Annotated in this window: 12 protein-coding genes; 10 read left to right on the forward strand and 2 right to left on the reverse strand. The window is 73.2% G+C overall.

Features of this window, described 5'->3' with window-relative positions:
• Positions 1-2: 2 nt before the first annotated feature.
• Positions 3-1,139, reverse strand: coding sequence for a type VI secretion system protein TssA (gene tssA, locus ACO2Q3_RS20850; protein ID WP_423310081.1), 1,137 nt, complete (start codon positions 1,137-1,139; stop codon positions 3-5).
• Between the two features lie 141 nt (positions 1,140-1,280).
• On the opposite strand from tssA, the gene ACO2Q3_RS20855 reads away from it, so the two are divergent.
• From ACO2Q3_RS20855 to ACO2Q3_RS20880, 6 genes are all read left to right on the forward strand, one after another.
• Positions 1,281-1,826, forward strand: coding sequence for a DUF6931 family protein (locus ACO2Q3_RS20855; RefSeq protein ID WP_423310083.1), 546 nt, complete (start codon positions 1,281-1,283; stop codon positions 1,824-1,826).
• Between the two features lie 81 nt (positions 1,827-1,907).
• Positions 1,908-2,195 carry a PAAR domain-containing protein gene (locus ACO2Q3_RS20860; protein ID WP_423310085.1) on the forward strand — a complete coding sequence of 96 codons (288 nt, stop codon included), beginning with the start codon at positions 1,908-1,910 and terminating at the stop codon, positions 2,193-2,195.
• A gap of 167 nt (positions 2,196-2,362) precedes the next feature.
• Entirely contained in the window at positions 2,363-3,589 is a 1,227-nt protein-coding gene (locus ACO2Q3_RS20865; protein ID WP_423310087.1) for a CaiB/BaiF CoA transferase family protein, read from the forward strand.
• Between the two features lie 5 nt (positions 3,590-3,594).
• Positions 3,595-4,269, forward strand: a complete 675-nt coding sequence (gene plsY / locus ACO2Q3_RS20870; protein ID WP_423310089.1) for a glycerol-3-phosphate 1-O-acyltransferase PlsY — start codon at positions 3,595-3,597, stop codon at positions 4,267-4,269.
• A 130-nt stretch (positions 4,270-4,399) separates the two neighbouring features.
• Entirely contained in the window at positions 4,400-6,688 is a 2,289-nt protein-coding gene (locus ACO2Q3_RS20875) for a CoA transferase (protein WP_423310091.1), read from the forward strand.
• A gap of 91 nt (positions 6,689-6,779) precedes the next feature.
• Positions 6,780-8,555: a PHA/PHB synthase family protein gene (locus ACO2Q3_RS20880; protein ID WP_423310093.1), complete on the forward strand. Its 1,776-nt coding sequence runs from the start codon at positions 6,780-6,782 to the stop codon at positions 8,553-8,555.
• A 22-nt stretch (positions 8,556-8,577) separates the two neighbouring features.
• Here ACO2Q3_RS20880 and ACO2Q3_RS20885 read toward each other — a convergent pair whose 3' ends face one another.
• The gene (locus ACO2Q3_RS20885; protein ID WP_423310095.1) at positions 8,578-8,862 is read right to left on the reverse strand and encodes a hypothetical protein; all 285 of its coding nucleotides are present in this window, start codon (positions 8,860-8,862) and stop codon (positions 8,578-8,580) included.
• 156 nt (positions 8,863-9,018) lie between these two features.
• Here ACO2Q3_RS20885 and ACO2Q3_RS20890 point away from each other — a divergent pair, with 156 nt between their 5' ends.
• The 4 genes from ACO2Q3_RS20890 (at position 9,019) to ftsH (ending at position 15,294) form a co-directional block, all read left to right on the forward strand.
• Positions 9,019-9,729 carry an ABC transporter ATP-binding protein gene (locus tag ACO2Q3_RS20890; RefSeq protein WP_423310097.1) on the forward strand — a complete coding sequence of 237 codons (711 nt, stop codon included), beginning with the start codon at positions 9,019-9,021 and terminating at the stop codon, positions 9,727-9,729.
• Between the two features lie 5 nt (positions 9,730-9,734).
• Positions 9,735-12,098, forward strand: coding sequence for an ABC transporter permease (locus ACO2Q3_RS20895; protein ID WP_423310398.1), 2,364 nt, complete (start codon positions 9,735-9,737; stop codon positions 12,096-12,098).
• A 2-nt stretch (positions 12,099-12,100) separates the two neighbouring features.
• The gene (locus tag ACO2Q3_RS20900) at positions 12,101-13,306 is read left to right on the forward strand and encodes an efflux RND transporter periplasmic adaptor subunit (protein WP_423310099.1); all 1,206 of its coding nucleotides are present in this window, start codon (positions 12,101-12,103) and stop codon (positions 13,304-13,306) included.
• A gap of 89 nt (positions 13,307-13,395) precedes the next feature.
• Positions 13,396-15,294, forward strand: a complete 1,899-nt coding sequence (ftsH, locus tag ACO2Q3_RS20905; protein WP_423310101.1) for an ATP-dependent zinc metalloprotease FtsH — start codon at positions 13,396-13,398, stop codon at positions 15,292-15,294.
• Positions 15,295-15,303: the final 9 nt, after the last annotated feature.

Below are 15,303 nucleotides of genomic sequence, written 5' to 3' on the forward strand. Positions count from 1 at the left end.
TTTCATCCCGCCGCGTCGGGCGGGCGGATACCGATGTTGGTCAGCGCCGTGCGCCATTGCGCCTGATCCGGCACCAGCTCGGCCAGCAGGTCGGAGAACGACATGCGCGCGCGCCGCACGGCCTCCTCCAGCATGTTGGAGATCGGCGACTGCGGCTCGGTGGCGCGGAAGTATTCGGCCAGCTGCAGCATCATGCGCAGGGCGTCCTCGCGGTTTCGCAGGGCGTTGCCCGTGGCCGGAATGCCGCCGGCGGCGGCCGGCGCCGCGGCGCCCGACGTCGCTTCGCCGCCCGTCGCCGCAGCCTCCTCGGCGGCGGCCGGCGCCGGCGCTACGGCCGCCACCAGATCCTTCGACAGGGTGCGCACCGTCTGCAGGATGGAATCGAGCAGGTCCTGGATCAGCGAGGTGGGCGGCGAGTCCGCCCCGGCCTTGCCGTCGAGCAGGCTCGCCAGCGCCTTGAACTGGGTGATCGCGCCGTCGAGGTCTTCGATCAGCCCGATGTAGTAGCGGCCGCCGCCGGCGGCGACGCTGGACGAGAACACCTCGAGGGTGACACCGCCCTTGTCGATCCGCCGCTGGCGCGCCGCGGCGTCGGCGATCTGCGAGATCGCCGTCGCCTGTTCGTAGTCGTAGTAGGAGAAGGCCTTGTGCTCGCCGCTCGCCACCGTGATGACGACCTTGCGCAGCGGCTGGATCAGGGTGCCGTCAGACTCCACCCCGTTCAGCCCGGAAAGCGGCGCCAACCGCGTGACGAGGCCGTCGTCGTCCTGCAGCGAATGGAAGCTGTCCCAGTAGCGCTCCAGCATCGCCGCGGTCAGGGCGAAGCCGTCGCGCAGGCCGGCGAACCCGTGCGCCCGCAGCAGCGCCTCGATGTACCAGGCGGTGATCTCCAGGTCCTTGGACTGCTCGGCCAGCACCGTCGGAGCCAGGCTCAGGATCGTCTGCCACTCGGCGACCTGGCGGTCCTCGCCCTCCTCGTCGGCGGCGCGTTCGGCCCGGCGGGCGGCGCTGCGGGCGTCCTTCAGCTGGAAGTAGACCGAGCTCGGCGAGGAGTCCTGCCGCAGATCGACGCCGGCCGGAGCGTCGTCGGAAATAGGGGCCAGCAGCGCCTCGATATCAATGGTTGCTGGTGAAGCCATAGGATCGTCGCACATCCCCCTTGAATGGAAGAACGCTATCATGCGAACGCTGCGCGGCCATAGCGCAAACTTGTGCCGCTGGGCCAACTGAGCGCCATGCTGTCCCGGGATTCCGGAGGCGCGCGCGGAGGGGACTTTGCCATGGGGCGCTGGGCCAAGGTGCGCTGGACGGAGGCCGGGCAGGTGGCCCGCCTGCTGGGGTGGGCGGCCCCGGACGACCCGCTTGCGGCGCCCGATGCGTTCTTCGACGACCTGAGATCCGCCGGCCGCCTGCGCGAGGCCGCCTATTTCCTGGGCCAGGCGCTGCCCCGCTACGAGGCGGTCGTCTGGGCCAGCGCCGCGGTGCGGCATCTGTCCCCGCCCGACCAGCAGGATCCCGCCCTGGACGCCGCCCTGGCGTGGGTGTCGGACCCCTCCGAGCCGCGCCGTCGCGCGGCCTATGAGGCCGCGTCCGCCGCCGATCCGCAGAGCCCGGGCCGCGTCGCCGCCCTGGCCGCCTACTTTTCGGGGGGGTCCATCTCGCCGGAAGGCCAGGCGGCGGTGCCCGCGCCACCGACCACGGCCGGTCGCCTGGGGGCCGCGGCGGTGGTCATGGCCGCCGTGCGCACCGACAATCATAGCGGCGCCCTGGCCTGGGCGCTGGACCAGGGCAACCGCATCGCCGCCGAGGGCGCTTCCAGGCCCTGAGGCCCCAGGACCTTGTGCTCTGGCGCCGCGAGCGGCGCGGGTCTAGCCTGAGGTCATCGCCACGTCCGGTTCGGGGAGCCCATGGGTCAGCCAGCGGCGCGCATCACCGACATGCACACCTGTCCGATGGTGACGGGGGTGGTGCCGCACGTGGGCGGGCCGATCGCCATGGGCTCGCCGACCGTGCTCACCGGCATGCTGCCCCAGGCCCGGGTGTCGGACATGGCGGTGTGCGTCGGGCCGCCGGACGTCATCGCCCTCGGCTCGTTCACGGTCTTCGTCAACAGCCTGCCGGCCGCGCGCCTGGGCGACATGACGGCCCACGGCGGCGTGATCGTGCTCGGCCTGTTCACGGTGCTGATCGGCTGAGCGCACGCCGGCTGACCCGTCGGGGCGCCTGGCGGTCGCGTGGGCATTGACGGCGCGCCGCGCCACGCCGCAGAACGGGTCCGAACCGCCGCACCGGGCATTGGCCGGATGACGGGTGGAGACGGGGGCGCGCCCGACGCGCCGCGCGCCACGGACCGGGAGACGACATGCTGCTCGAGGGATTGAAGGTCGTCGAGATGTCCACCTGGGTGGCCGGGCCCAGCACCGCCGCCGTGCTGGCCGATTGGGGCGCGGACGTCATCAAGGTCGAGCGGCCGATCGGCGACGCCACCCGGGTCTACTATCCCGACACGCCGGAAAGCCCGGGCAATCCGATCTTCACCAACGAGAACCGCGGCAAGAGGGGCATCGTGCTGGACCTGGCCCGGCCCGGGGCCGTCGAGGCGCTGAAGGCCCTGCTGCGCGAGGCCGACATCTTCATCACCAACGTCCGTCCCGGCGGCCTGAAGCGCCAGGGTCTGGACTACGACAGCCTCAAGGCCGAGATGCCGCGGCTGATCTATGCGGCCGTGACCGGCTACGGCCTGACCGGACCGGAGGCCGACACCCCCGCCTTCGACCTGACCGCCTTCTGGGCGCGCTCGGGCGTGGCGCATGCGACGATCCCGTCCGACCAGGCGCCGTTCGGCTCTCGCCCCGGCTTCGGCGACCACACCACGGCGCTGGCGACGGTGTCGGCGATCCTGGCCGCCGTGCACGAGCGCCACCAGACCGGCCGCGGCCGGCTGGTCGAGACCAGCCTGATCCGCGCGGCGGCCTATGCGATCAGCTGGGACCTCAGCGCCCTGCTGCGGTTCGGCCAGGTGACCACCGCCCGGCCCCGCTCGGAGCGGATGGTGGCGCACTCCGGCTTCTTCCGCACCCGCGACGACCGCTGGGTCTATCTGATGCCGCGCACGCTCGACGACTTCACCAACACCATGCTGGTGGTGGACCGGCCCGAGCTCCTGGCGGACCCGCGCTTCGAGGCGCCGGTCACCGACCCGCTCGCGATCCGCGAGCTGTGCCAGATCGTCGACGACGGCTTTGCGCAGCTGACCCTGGAGGAAGCCTGCGCCCGGCTGACCGAGCTCGACGTCGCCCATGCGCCGCTCGGCACCCTGGAGGAACTGGTCGAGGCGCCGTTCGCCGAGGCGGCGGGGTGCTTCCAGCCGGTGGCGGATGGCTGGGGCGGGTCGTTCCGGGTGGCCGCCGCGCCGGCGCGCTTCCCCGAAGGCGCGCCCGCGGTGGGCATGGCCGCGCCCAAGCTCGGCGAGCACACCCGCGAGGTGCTGGAGTCCGCCGGCCTGACCGCCGACCAGATCGACGAGCTGATCCAGTCCGGCGCCGCCATCCAGGGCGCGCAGCATCCGGCCTCGGCAGGCGCCAGGTGAGCCCCATGCTGTTCTGGATCGCGGCCGGCGCCGGCGTGGCGGTCGCCTATCTGCTGGGCGCGACGCCGAGCGGCTACCTGGCCGGCCGGCTGCTGAAGGGCATCGACATCCGCGCGCACGGCTCCGGGTCCACCGGGGCGACGAACGTCCTGCGGACCCTTGGCAAGGGGCCGGCGGCGGTGGTGATCGTGGCGGACCTGCTGAAGGGCGCGGCGGCGATCGTCTTCGTCCGCTGGTTCTTCCCGTGGCTCTACGCCTGGCCGTCGCTGGCCGCGGGCGCGCCGGACCTGCAGGCCTGGGAAGCGTGGGGCGTCTGCCTGGCGGGGCTGGCGGTGGTGCTGGGGCACAGCCGCTCGATCTGGCTGGGGTTCACCGGCGGCAAGTCGGCGGCGACCGGGCTGGGCGTGCTGCTGGCGCTCGCCTGGCCGGTGGGCCTGGGCGCGGCGGCGGCGGTGATCGTCGTGCTGGCGCTCTGGCGGATCATGTCGCTGGGCTCGATGCTGGGGGCGGCGACGGCGATCGTGCTGATCTGCGTGCTGCCGCAGCCCGCGGCCTACCGGCTGCTGGTGATCGCCGGCAGCCTCTATGTGATCGTCCGGCACCGGGCCAACATCCGGCGGCTGCTGGCCGGCGTGGAGCCGCGCATCGGCCAGGCCAGTCCCCAGCCCGCCGGCGACTGACCGGACGCTGGCCGCGCCAAGCCGCGCCCCGGCCACGATTGTCGAGCCGAACGCGGCGATGCTAGGCTGACCGCGGCGCTGCGGCTTGTCGGCGCCCAAGCATAACAAGATTGTATTTGGGAGGCGGTCGATGTCGGCTTTCGCCGGGCTGCGCGTGCTCGATTTTTCCGGCTATTTCGTGGGCGCCATGGCGGCGATGCACCTGGCCGATTTCGGCGCCGAGGTGATCAAGCTCGATCCCACCGGGGTGGAACGGGGCCTGACCGAACCCGGCTACCTGGCCTGGAACCGCAACAAGCAGCGCCTGGTGCTGGACATCGGGACGCCGGACGGCCTGGCGGCCGCCAGGACGCTGATCGCTGGGGCGGACGTGGCGATCTTCGACCAGCCGCCCGGCGTGCTCGCCGGGCTGGGTCTGGACGCCGAAACCCTCACCGCGGCCCATCCGCGCCTCGTCCACGCCTGGGCGCCGCCCTACGGCGAGACCGGGCGCTGGAGCGGCTTTCCGCCGTCGCACACCCTGCTGTCGGCGATCACCAGCATCGCCATGCGCCAGCCGTCCTACGCCCATTCGCCGGTGCACCTGGTCACACCCCAGGCCTATTACGCCCAGGCCAACTGCCTGGCGGCGGCGATCGGCGCGGCCCTGGTCGAGCGCGAGCGGTCCGGGCAGGGGCAGGGCGTGGTGGTCACCGGCCTGAATGGCGCGGCCCAGGTCGTCTCCGGCACGGTGCTTCACGGCGCGCCACCCGCGGTGCTGTGGACCTCGCCGCGCGGCGGGGCGCCCAGCTACCGGCTCTACGAGTGCGCCGACGGCCTGTTCCTGTTCCTCGGCACCCTGTTCCCCAACTTCTACATGCGCGCGCTGGACGCCACCGATGTGCTGGGCGAGGTGCTGGTCCATCCCGAGATCGACGGCGACCTGGACGCCGCCCTGGTGCAGCCCGGGGCCTTCGTCACCCTGGCGCTGCTGCAGGAGAAGTTTCTGACCCGGCCGCGGGCCGAGTGGCTGGAGGTGCTGCAGGCCGCGGACGTGCCCTGCGGCCCGGTGGGCACGCGCGAGGCCTGGTTCTCGGGCCCGACCGTGGCGGCGAACCGCATCCGGCTGGAGCTGGACCATCCCGAGCTGGGCGTGGTGAGCATGCCCGGGTCCTCGGTCCGGCTGGCGGGCACGCCGGCGGTCGAGCCCCGGCTGTGCCGCACCGTCGACCTGGAAGCGATCCCGGCCCGCGCGATCGCCGAGGCCCCGGCTGGCGCTGGCGCCGCAGCCGCCGCGGCGCCGCTTGCGGGGGTGAAGATCCTCGACCTCGGCAACGTCATCGCCGCGCCCTATGCCGCGACCATCCTGGCCAGTTTCGGCGCGGACGTGATCAAGGTCGAGGGGCCCGAGGGCGACCCGTTCCGCAACCCGCCGACCTTCCTGTCGTACAACCGCGGCAAGCGCGGCCTGGCGCTGGACCTGAAACAGGACGCCGCGCGGCAGGTGTTCCTGGAGATGGTCGCCGGCGCCGACGTGGTGCTCGACAACTTCCGCTACGGCGTGCGCGAGCGGCTCGGCATCACCTACGAACAGCTGCGCCAGATCAATCCGCGGATCATCAGCCTGTCGGTCACCGGCTATGGCGACGACGTGGCGCGCCAGACCCTGCCGGCGTTCGACCCGTTGCTGCAGGCCGAGAGCGGGCTGATGCAGGCGCAGGGCGGCGAGGACGACGAGCCGGTGTTCCACGCCATTCCGGTCAACGACGTGACCACCGCGGCGATGAGCGCCTTCGCCATCGTCGCCGCCTTGCTGGCCCGCGAGCGCACGGGCGAGGGGCAGGAGATCAGCACCAGCCTGGCCACCACCAGCGTGATGGCCCAGATCGGCCAGCTGGTCAGCTTCGCCGGCGCGCCGCCCGCGGCGATGGGCTCGCGCGACTGCCTGGGCTCCAGCGCCCTGGAGCGGTTCTACGAATGCGAGGGCGGCTGGATCGCCCTGGCCTGCCCGACCGAGGCCCACTATCGCGGGCTCTGCGAGGCGCTGGGCCTGGAGCCCGGCGACGCGGCGGCGGCGCTGACGGCGCCCCGCGACGGCCCGCTCGCCGCGGCGATCGCGGCCGCCCTGCGCCCGCTGGACCGCGCCGAGGCCCTGGCCCGGCTGGACGCCGCCGGCGTTCCCGCCGCGCCCGTCATCACCGCGCCGGAGACCTACGCCGATCCGTTCCTCGCCGAGAACGGCTACCTGGAGACCTATGCCCACCCCAAGGGAACCGTCACCGGCGCGACCGGCTACGCCCGCTTCCTGCGCACCCCGGCCCGCTTTCCCCACCCGGCGCCGCTGCTGGCGCAGCACAGCCTGGAGGTGCTGCGCGACTACGGCGTCGCCGAGGACCGCATCGCGGCGCTGGTCGAGAGCGGGGCGGTGCTGCAGGCCTGAGCGGAGGTTCAGCGACCGCAGCCGGGATTGACGCGGCGCAAGGCGCGGCGATCCGCTTCGGCCAGGATGGCGGGGCGCCCGGAGCCTGACCATGCTGCACGAACCGATCGTCGCCGACCTTGCCCTGCAGCCGCCAACGGCGTCGGCGCCTGAGCCAGGCGGTTCATCGTTCGCCGAGGCCGCCGACGCCTTCGACCGGCGGCTGAAGGGCCGGGCGGGGGAGGTGCTGGGCGGGCAGTCGCCGTGGGCGGCTGTCTCGGCTTGGGCGGACTGGGCGTTTCACCTGTCGATTTCGCCCGGCCGGATGGCGGCGCTGTCGCGCCGCTGGCTGGAGGCGACCACCGCCCTGGCTGGCCAGGCCGGCGGCGGCGAGCCGCAGGACTGGGCGTTCCGGCCCGAACAGGGCGACCGGCGCTTCCGCCATCCGGGCTGGAGCCGCCCGCCGTTCAGCCTGCTGGCCCAGGCGCAGCTGGCGGCGGAGGCGCAGTGGCGCGCGGCCACCGACGGCGTGCGCGGCGTGGAGGCGCACCACGCCCGGCGGGTGGCGTTCCTGGGCGGCTTCGCCCTGAACGCCCTGGCGCCGGTGAACTTCCCGTGGAGCAACCCCGAGGTCGTCGAGGCGGCGTGGGCCAGCGGCGGGGCCAACTTCCTGAACGGCGCGGCCCTGCTGGCCGACGACGTGGGTCGCCTGGCGCGCGGCGAAGCGGTGAAGGGGCAGGAGGCCTTTGCCGTCGGCGAGACCCTGGCCGTCACCCCCGGCGAGGTGGTGTTCCGCAACGATCTCATGGAGTTGATCCAGTACGCGCCGACGACGGACGAGGTGCGCCGCGAGCCGATCCTGATCACCCCGGCGTGGATCATGAAGTACTACATCCTGGACCTGACGCCGCCGGACTCCCTGGTGCGCTACCTGACGGCGCAGGGCTTCACGGTGTTCATCATCTCGTGGCGCAATCCGGGCGCGGACCTGCGGGAGGCCAGTTTCGAGGACTACCGCTTGCGCGGCGTGATGGCCGCGCTGGACGAAGTCGGCCGCATCGTCCCGGACGAGAAGGTGCACGCGGTGGGCTACTGCCTGGGCGGCACGGTGCTGGCCATCGCGGCGGCGGCGATGGACCGGGGCGGCGACCTGCGGCTGGCGTCGGTGACCCTGCTGGCGGCGCAGACCGACTTCGACGAGGCCGGCGAGCTGATGCTGTTCATCGACGAAAGCCAGCTGGCCCTGCTGGAGGACATGATGGATCAGCAGGGCTTCCTGGACGCCCGGCAGATGTCCAGCGCCTTCTACGCCCTGCGCGCCAACGAGATGCTGTTCGCCCGCATCGTCGAACGCTACCTGCTGGGCCGGGCCACGACGCCTACCGACCTGGACGCCTGGCTGACCGACGCCACCCGTATGCCGGCGCGGATGCACAGCGAGTACCTTCGCCAGCTGTTCCTGGAGAACCGCTTCGCCCACGGCCGCTACCCCGTCGAGGGCGGGGCCCTGGCGCCCAAGGACATCCACGCGCCGATCTTCGCCCTGGGCGCTGAGCGCGACTACATCGCCCCCTGGCGCAGCGTGCACAAGATCCAGCTCTATGGCGCGGCCGACACCACCTTCGTGCTCACCGGCGGGGGGCACAATTCCAGCGTCGTCAGCCCGCCCGGCAAGCGGGGGGCCTATTACCGGATCGGCCGCAGCGCCGCGGGCGACGACTATGTCGACCCGGACGTCTGGGCCGCCGCCGCCGCCCAGACGCCGGGCTCGTGGTGGCCCGCCTGGGTGAGCTGGCTGGACGGCCTGTCCTCGCCGGAGCGGGTTCCCGCGCGCGCCCCGGCGTCCGCCCTGGGGCCGGCCCCAGGAACCTACGTGCTGCAGCGCTAGCTGTGGTCTGCCCTAGCCGGGCCTAGCCGGGCGCTGTTCCGGCGCCGCCACCGCCCAGGCGCTGGGCGGTCCGGACCCCTTCGGCGAAGGCGTCGAGGCCGCCGCTCAGCAGGGCGGCATTGGCCGCCAGCACGCTTTCCGGCCCCTCCGCCCTGGCGAGGGCGGCGAAGTAGCGGGAATAGAGGCCGCAGCCCCGGGCCCAGAAGCGCAACGCCTCGTCCTGGCCAGGAAAGGCCAGGGCCGCCTGGAACAGGTGCTCGGCCGTGTCCGCCGCGGGCGCCGTCGGGAAGGGTGTGGTCGGGGGCATCGGGGTCTCCGCGTGCATGCGCCGCCAGCATGGCGCCATGCCCGCCGGCCGACTTGATCTGGCGCAAGATCCTCGGACCTGGCCATGGCCGGCGCATGCCGCCGCGCGATTGAGCCGGATCAAGGCTGCGCGCATCGCGGTCGCTAGGGTCGCCCCATGCAGACCGAGAACGTCTTCGAGGTCCGCGGCCTGACAAAGACCTACCGGACGGGCGCGGGCGAGGTGCACGCCCTGCAAGGTGTCGATCTCGACATCCGCAGGGGCGAGATCCTCGTGCTGCTCGGCCCGTCGGGGTCGGGCAAATCGACCCTGCTCAACATCCTCGGCGGCCTGGACCGCGCCAGCTCGGGGCAGGCGCTGTTCGACGGGCAGGACCTGACGCGCGCCAGCGACCGCGAGCTGACCCGCTATCGGCGCCGATCGGTGGGCTTCATCTTCCAGTTCTTCAACCTGTCGGCCAGCCTGACGGCCGGCGAGAACGTGGAGCTGATCACCGAGATCGCCGAAAGCCCGATGTCGCCGGCCGAGGCCCTGGGCCTGGTGGGGCTGAAGGACCGCGTCGATCACTTCCCGGCGCAGCTGTCCGGCGGCCAGCAGCAGCGCGTCGCCGTGGCGCGGGCCATCGCCAAGCGGCCGAAGGTGCTGCTGTGCGACGAGCCCACCGGCTCGCTAGACAGCAAGAGCGGGGTGCAGGTCCTGGAGGCGATCGTCGGCGTGGCTGGAGAGGCCGGCGCCACCACCATGATCGTCACCCACAATGCCGTGGTGGCCGACATCGCTGACCGGGTGGTGCGTTTCTCCGACGGCGCCGTCGCCGAGGTGGTGGCCAATCCGGCCCGCCGCGCGCCCTCAGAGCTGAAGTGGTGAGCCGCATGCGCGCCCTCGACCGCAAGCTACTGCGCGACCTGTGGCGGCTGAAGTGGCAGGCGGCGGCCATCGCCCTGCTGATCGCCTGCGGCGTGGCTGTCTCGGTGACCGCCTTCTCCACCCAGGAAGCGCTGCGGTCCGCGCAGCAGCGCGAGTACGCCGCCGCCCGCTTCGCCGACGTGTTCGCCACGGCCAAGCGCGCGCCGCTGTCGGTCACCCGCGACCTGGCGCGCATCGACGGCGTCGTGGCGGTGGACGCGCGGGCCATGAAGGTGGGGCTGATGCAGGTCCCGGGCCTGGAGCGTCCGGCCACCGCCCGGCTGATCTCCCTGCCGGATGACGACCAGGCCGGCCTCAACCGCATGGTGCTGGTGCAGGGCCGCATGCCCGCGCCCGGCCGCGCCGACGAGGCGGTGGCGCTGAAGACCTTCCTGGACGCCGCCCACGTGGGCCTGGGCCAGCGGCTGTGGATGGTGATCGACGGGCGGCGCTTCAGCGTGATCGTGGTCGGCGCGGCCCTCTCGGCCGAGTTCGCCTATCTGCCGGGACCGGCCTCGCAGCTGCCCGACGACGCGCACCAGGGGGTGTTCTGGGCGCCGCGGCCCTGGGTGGAGCGGGCGACGGGCCTGGGCGGGGCGTTCAGCAGCGTGTCCCTGAAGCTGGCGCCCGGGGCGTCGGGACCGGCGGCCCTGGCGGCGGTCGACCGGCTGCTGGCGCCCTACGGCGGCCAGCCGGCCTACCTGCGCGAGGACCAGGTCTCCACCAAGTTCCAGGACGAGCATATCAAGCAGCTGGGCATCATGGCCCTGGTGATCCCGCCGATCTTCCTGGCGGTGGCCGCGGGCCTGGTCAGCCTGGTGCTAGGCCGGATGGTCGACAGCGAGCGCGAGCAGATCGGCCTTCTGAAGGCGTTCGGCTACGAGGACTGGGAGGCGGCCTCCAACTACCTGCGGCTGGCGCTGGTGATCGGCCTGATCGGCGCCGTCGCCGGGGCGCTGCTGGGCGCGTGGCTGGCCGGGGCGCTGACCGGCCTCTTCAGCCACTTCGTGCGCTTCACCCAGTTCGAGCGGCGGTTCTCGTGGATCGCTTTCGCCGGCGCCAGCCTGGTGTCGATGGCCGCCGCGGCCGCGGGGTCGCTGCTGGCGGTGCGCCGCGCCGTGCGGCTGAGCCCGGCGGTGGCCATGCAGCCGCCGACCCCGGCCGTGTTCCGCCGGGGCCTGATCGAGCGCCTGCCGCTGTGGGCCGCCCTGGACCAGCCCACCCGGATGATCGTGCGCAGCTTCGAGCGCTATCCCGGGCGGGCGCTGCTGACCATGACCGGCTTCGGCCTCAGCCTGTCGCTGCTGATCGGCACCCAGTTCTTCTTCGGCAGCGTCGACGAGATCATGGACCAGGCCTATTTCCGCGCCCGGCGGTGGACCGACGTCATCGGCTTCGCCGAGGCGCGCGACGCCCGGGCCGTGGCCGAGGCCGCCCGCCTGCCGGGGGTGATCGCCGCCGAGCCGATCCGCATCGCCTCGGCGCGCATCCGCGTCGGCGGGCGCGAAGAGAAGACCATCCTGTTCGGCCTCGACCCCGGGGCGAGCCTGGCCCGGCCGCTGGACGGCCGTGACCGGCCGATCGGCTTCGAGGGCCGTGGGCTGGTGCTGTCCGACAGCCTGGCCCGGCGGCTGGGCGTGCAGGCCGGCGACCAGGCGGAGGTGGAGGTGTACGAGGACCGGCGGCCCCGGGTGCTGTTGCCGGTGACCGCAATCGCCCGCGACTATGCCGGGCTCAGCGCCTACATGGCGCGGGGCGAGCTGAACCGGCTGATGGGCGAGGGCGACCTGGCCTCGGGCGCGAACTTGCGCACCGCCACGGACCGCCGGCCCGCCTTCTACGACGCCATCGTCGGCGCCCCGCTGATCGTCGGCTCCAGTTCGCGCGACGACGTGGTCGCCGAGTGGCGCAGGTCCGTGGCGGGGACGATGACCGTGGAGATGACCCTCTACCTGGCCTTCGCCTCGGCCATCGCCTTCGGCATCGCCTACAACGTCTGCCGCATCGATCTCTCCGACCGGGCGCGGGATCTGGCGACCCTGCGCGTGCTGGGCTTTGGCGAGGCGGAGTGCGCCTACATCCTGGCCGGGGAACTGATGTTCCTCGGCCTCGCCGCGACCCCGCTGGGCGTGCTGGGCGGACAGGCGCTGGCGCAGACCCTGTCGGTCGCCTTCTCGCACGAGGAGATGCGCATCCCGGCCATCATCACCGCCGACGCCTACGGCCGCTCGCTGGCCGCCTACCTGACGGCGATCGCCGTGGCCGGCGCCCTGGTGGTCTCGCGCGTGTGGTCCCTGGACCTCGTGTCCGTGCTGAAGTCCAAGGAGTGAGGATGGCGCGCAAGTCGCAGATCCGCTGGCTGCTGATCGCCTTGCTGGCGCTGGCCACGGCAGGGTTGCTGGCCTTCCTGTTCGCGCCGCGCCCCCTGGCGGTGGACGTCGCCGTCGCCACGCGCGGCCCGATCGCCGAAACCGCCGCCGACCAGGGTCAGGCGCGGGTGCGCCAGGCCTACGTGGTCTCCGCCCCGGTGGCGGGACGGCTGGAGCGCCTGCCGCTGGAGGTGGGCGACACAGTGGTCGCCGGGCGCACCATAGTGGCGCGGCTGCGGCCGACGCCGCCGGCCTTCCTCGATCCGCGCGCGCGGGCCCAGGCGGAGGCGGCCATCGCCGCGGCCAACTCGGCGCAGGCCGCCGCCGAGGCCCAGGCCCAGCGGCTGAAGGCCGAGGTGGTGCGCAGCGCCGCCGATCTCGACCGCACCACCACCCTCTGGCGCAAGGGGTTCGCCGCGCAGGCCGCGCTGGACAACGCCCGCGCCGCCGCCGACGCGGCGCGCAGCGCCCTGGTCGCCGCCGAGGCCGACGTGCGCGCGCGGCGGGCCGACGTGGTGGCCGCCCGCTCGGCCCTCACCGGGCCGGAGGCCGCCGGCGCGGGCCTGGTCACCGTCACCTCGCCGGCCGGCGGGGTGGTGGTCCGCCTCGATCAGCAGAGCGAGCGTGCGGTCGCCGCCGGCGCCCCGCTGATCGAGATCGGCGACACCCACGGCCTGGAGGCGCAGATCGAGTTCCTGTCGCAGGACGCGGTGCGCATGCGCCAGGGCCAGCGCGCCGAGATCTACGACTGGGGCGGCGCGCGGCCGATCCCCGCCGAGGTGCGGCTGGTCGAGCCGCAGGGCTACACCAAGATCTCCGCCTTGGGCGTGGAGGAGCAACGGGCGCTGGTGATGCTGCAGTTCACCGGCCCGCCGTCGAGCTGGGCGGGCCTCGCCCCCGGCTATCGGGTCTGGGGCCGCGTGTTCCTGCGCGAGACGCCGTCGGCCCTGCTGGCTCCGCTCGGCGCCCTGGTGCGCGACAACGGCGGCTGGGCGGTGTTCCGGCTCGAGGACGGCCGCGCGCGGCTGCGGCCGGTGCAGGTGGGGGCGATCACCGACCGGCAGGCGGAGATCCTCTCCGGCCTGGCCGCCGGCGATCGTCTGGTGGTGTTCCCCTCGGACAAGGTGCGTGACGGGGTGCGGGTCAGGCCGCGGGCCGAGGGCCGTTGAGGCGCGGCGCGCCGGGGTTGAGCCAGGTCAACGCGGCCCGCGGTGCGGCGCCGCAAGGGTGGCGCCCTGGAAGCAAGGAAGACGCGTCGATGCCTGATCGCACGCCGGCCGGCCGCACGCCGACGGACCCCAAGCCGCCCCAGCGCGCCTCGGGCGACAAGGGTGGGCCCGACCCTGGGCATGGCCACCTCACCGTAGGCTACGTGATCGCCGTGGCGCTGGTGCTGATCCTGGCGCAGTGGCTGGTGGCCTATGTCGGCCAGACCCAGACCATGCCCTACAGCCAGTTCCTGACCCTGGTCGGCCAGGGCAAGGTGGCCGAGGTCACCGTGAGCCAGAACACCATCGAGGGCCGGCTGAAGGACGGCAAGACCGGCTTCGTCAGCGACCGTGTGGACCCCGAGCTGGCGCAGGCCCTGGCCGCCAAGGGCGTGGTGGTGAAGGGTCAGGCGTCGGGCGGTCTTCTGGCCACGCTGCTGTCCTGGGTGGGGCCGATCTTCCTGTTCTACCTGGTCTGGATGTTCCTCGCCCGGCGGATGGGGGCGCTGGGCATGGGCGGCCTGAATGCGGTGGGCCACGCCAACGCCAAGATCTACGCCGAGACGGACACCAAGGTGACCTTCGCCGACGTGGCCGGGGTGGACGAGGCCAAGTTCGAGCTGCAGGAGGTGGTCGCCTTCCTGAAGGACCCCACCACCTTCGGCCGGCTGGGCGCGCGCGTGCCCAAGGGGATATTGCTGGTCGGTCCGCCGGGAACCGGCAAGACCCTGCTGGCCCGGGCCGTCGCCGGCGAGGCGGGCGTTCCGTTCTTCTCCATCTCGGGCTCGGCCTTCGTCGAGCTGTTCGTGGGCGTCGGCGCGGCGCGGGTGCGCGACCTGTTCGACCAGGCCCGCAAGGCGGCGCCCTGCATCATCTTCATCGACGAGCTGGACGCCCTCGGCCGCAGCCGCAGCGGCGCCATCGCCGGCGGCATGGACGAGAAGGAGCAGACCCTCAACCAGTTGCTGGCCGAGCTGGACGGATTCGATCCCCGCGGCGGGGTGATCCTGCTGGCCGCCACCAACCGGCCGGAGATCCTGGATCCCGCGCTGCTGCGCGCCGGGCGCTTCGATCGGCAGGTGCTGGTCGACCGGCCGGATCACAAGGGCCGGCTGGAGATTCTCAAGGTGCATGCGCGGCAGATTTCCACCGCGCCCGACCTGGAGCTCGACCAGGTCGCGGGGCTGACCACCGGCTTCACCGGCGCGGACCTGGCCAACCTGGTCAACGAGGCTGCGATTGTCGCCACCCGCCGGCGCGGCGCCGCCGTGACCCTGGCCGACTTCACCGTCGCCATCGAGCGGATCATCGCCGGGCCGGAGAAGAAGAGCCGGGTGCTGAACGCCGCCGAACGCCGGCGTGTCGCCTTCCACGAGATGGGCCACGCCCTGGTGGCCGCCAGCCTGCCGGGGGGCGACCCGGTGCAGAAGGTCTCGATCATCCCGCGCGGTGTGGGGGCCCTGGGCTACACCATCCAGCGGCCGACCGAGGACCGCTTCCTGCTGGCGCGCAGCGACCTGGAAAGCCGCATCGCCGTGCTGCTGGGCGGCCGCGCCGCCGAGGCGCTGATCTATGACGGCGACGTCTCGACAGGGGCGGCGGACGATCTGCAGCGGGCCACCGAGATCGCCGTCGAGATGGTCACCAGGCACGGCATGGACGCCACCGTCGGCGAGCGGGTCTACGCCCCACATCCGCAGGCGTTCCTGCTGGCGCCGGAAGACCGCTATGTCGCGGCCGCCGAAGGGACGGCGCGGGAGATCGACCTGGCGGTGCGGCGGATCATCGACGCCGCCCAGGTGGTGGCCGCCGGGGTGCTGGTGCGCCGCCGTGCGGATCTCGACGCGGGGGCCGAGTTGCTGCTGACCCGCGAGACCCTGACCGGCGACGAGTTTCCGGCCCTGCGCGCCCTGGCGCCCGCGCCCGCCCCCGAACACGCGGACGCCTGAGCGGTCGCG

The sequence above is a fragment of the Caulobacter sp. KR2-114 genome (assembly GCF_049446115.1).
Lineage (GTDB): Bacteria > Pseudomonadota > Alphaproteobacteria > Caulobacterales > Caulobacteraceae > Acaudatibacter.

Excerpts from the sequence above, each read along its gene's own strand:
- tssA (WP_423310081.1), bottom strand. The coding sequence starts at position 1,139 with ATGGCTTCACCAGCAACCATTGATATCGAGGCGCTGCTGGCCCCTATT.
- ACO2Q3_RS20855 (WP_423310083.1), top strand. The coding sequence starts at position 1,281 with ATGGGGCGCTGGGCCAAGGTGCGCTGGACGGAGGCCGGGCAGGTGGCC.
- ACO2Q3_RS20860 (WP_423310085.1), top strand. The coding sequence starts at position 1,908 with ATGGGTCAGCCAGCGGCGCGCATCACCGACATGCACACCTGTCCGATG.
- ACO2Q3_RS20865 (WP_423310087.1), top strand. The coding sequence starts at position 2,363 with ATGCTGCTCGAGGGATTGAAGGTCGTCGAGATGTCCACCTGGGTGGCC.
- plsY (WP_423310089.1), top strand. The coding sequence starts at position 3,595 with ATGCTGTTCTGGATCGCGGCCGGCGCCGGCGTGGCGGTCGCCTATCTG.
- ACO2Q3_RS20875 (WP_423310091.1), top strand. The coding sequence starts at position 4,400 with ATGTCGGCTTTCGCCGGGCTGCGCGTGCTCGATTTTTCCGGCTATTTC.
- ACO2Q3_RS20880 (WP_423310093.1), top strand. The coding sequence starts at position 6,780 with ATGCTGCACGAACCGATCGTCGCCGACCTTGCCCTGCAGCCGCCAACG.
- ACO2Q3_RS20885 (WP_423310095.1), bottom strand. The coding sequence starts at position 8,862 with ATGCCCCCGACCACACCCTTCCCGACGGCGCCCGCGGCGGACACGGCC.
- ACO2Q3_RS20890 (WP_423310097.1), top strand. The coding sequence starts at position 9,019 with ATGCAGACCGAGAACGTCTTCGAGGTCCGCGGCCTGACAAAGACCTAC.
- ACO2Q3_RS20895 (WP_423310398.1), top strand. The coding sequence starts at position 9,735 with ATGCGCGCCCTCGACCGCAAGCTACTGCGCGACCTGTGGCGGCTGAAG.
- ACO2Q3_RS20900 (WP_423310099.1), top strand. The coding sequence starts at position 12,101 with ATGGCGCGCAAGTCGCAGATCCGCTGGCTGCTGATCGCCTTGCTGGCG.
- ftsH (WP_423310101.1), top strand. The coding sequence starts at position 13,396 with ATGCCTGATCGCACGCCGGCCGGCCGCACGCCGACGGACCCCAAGCCG.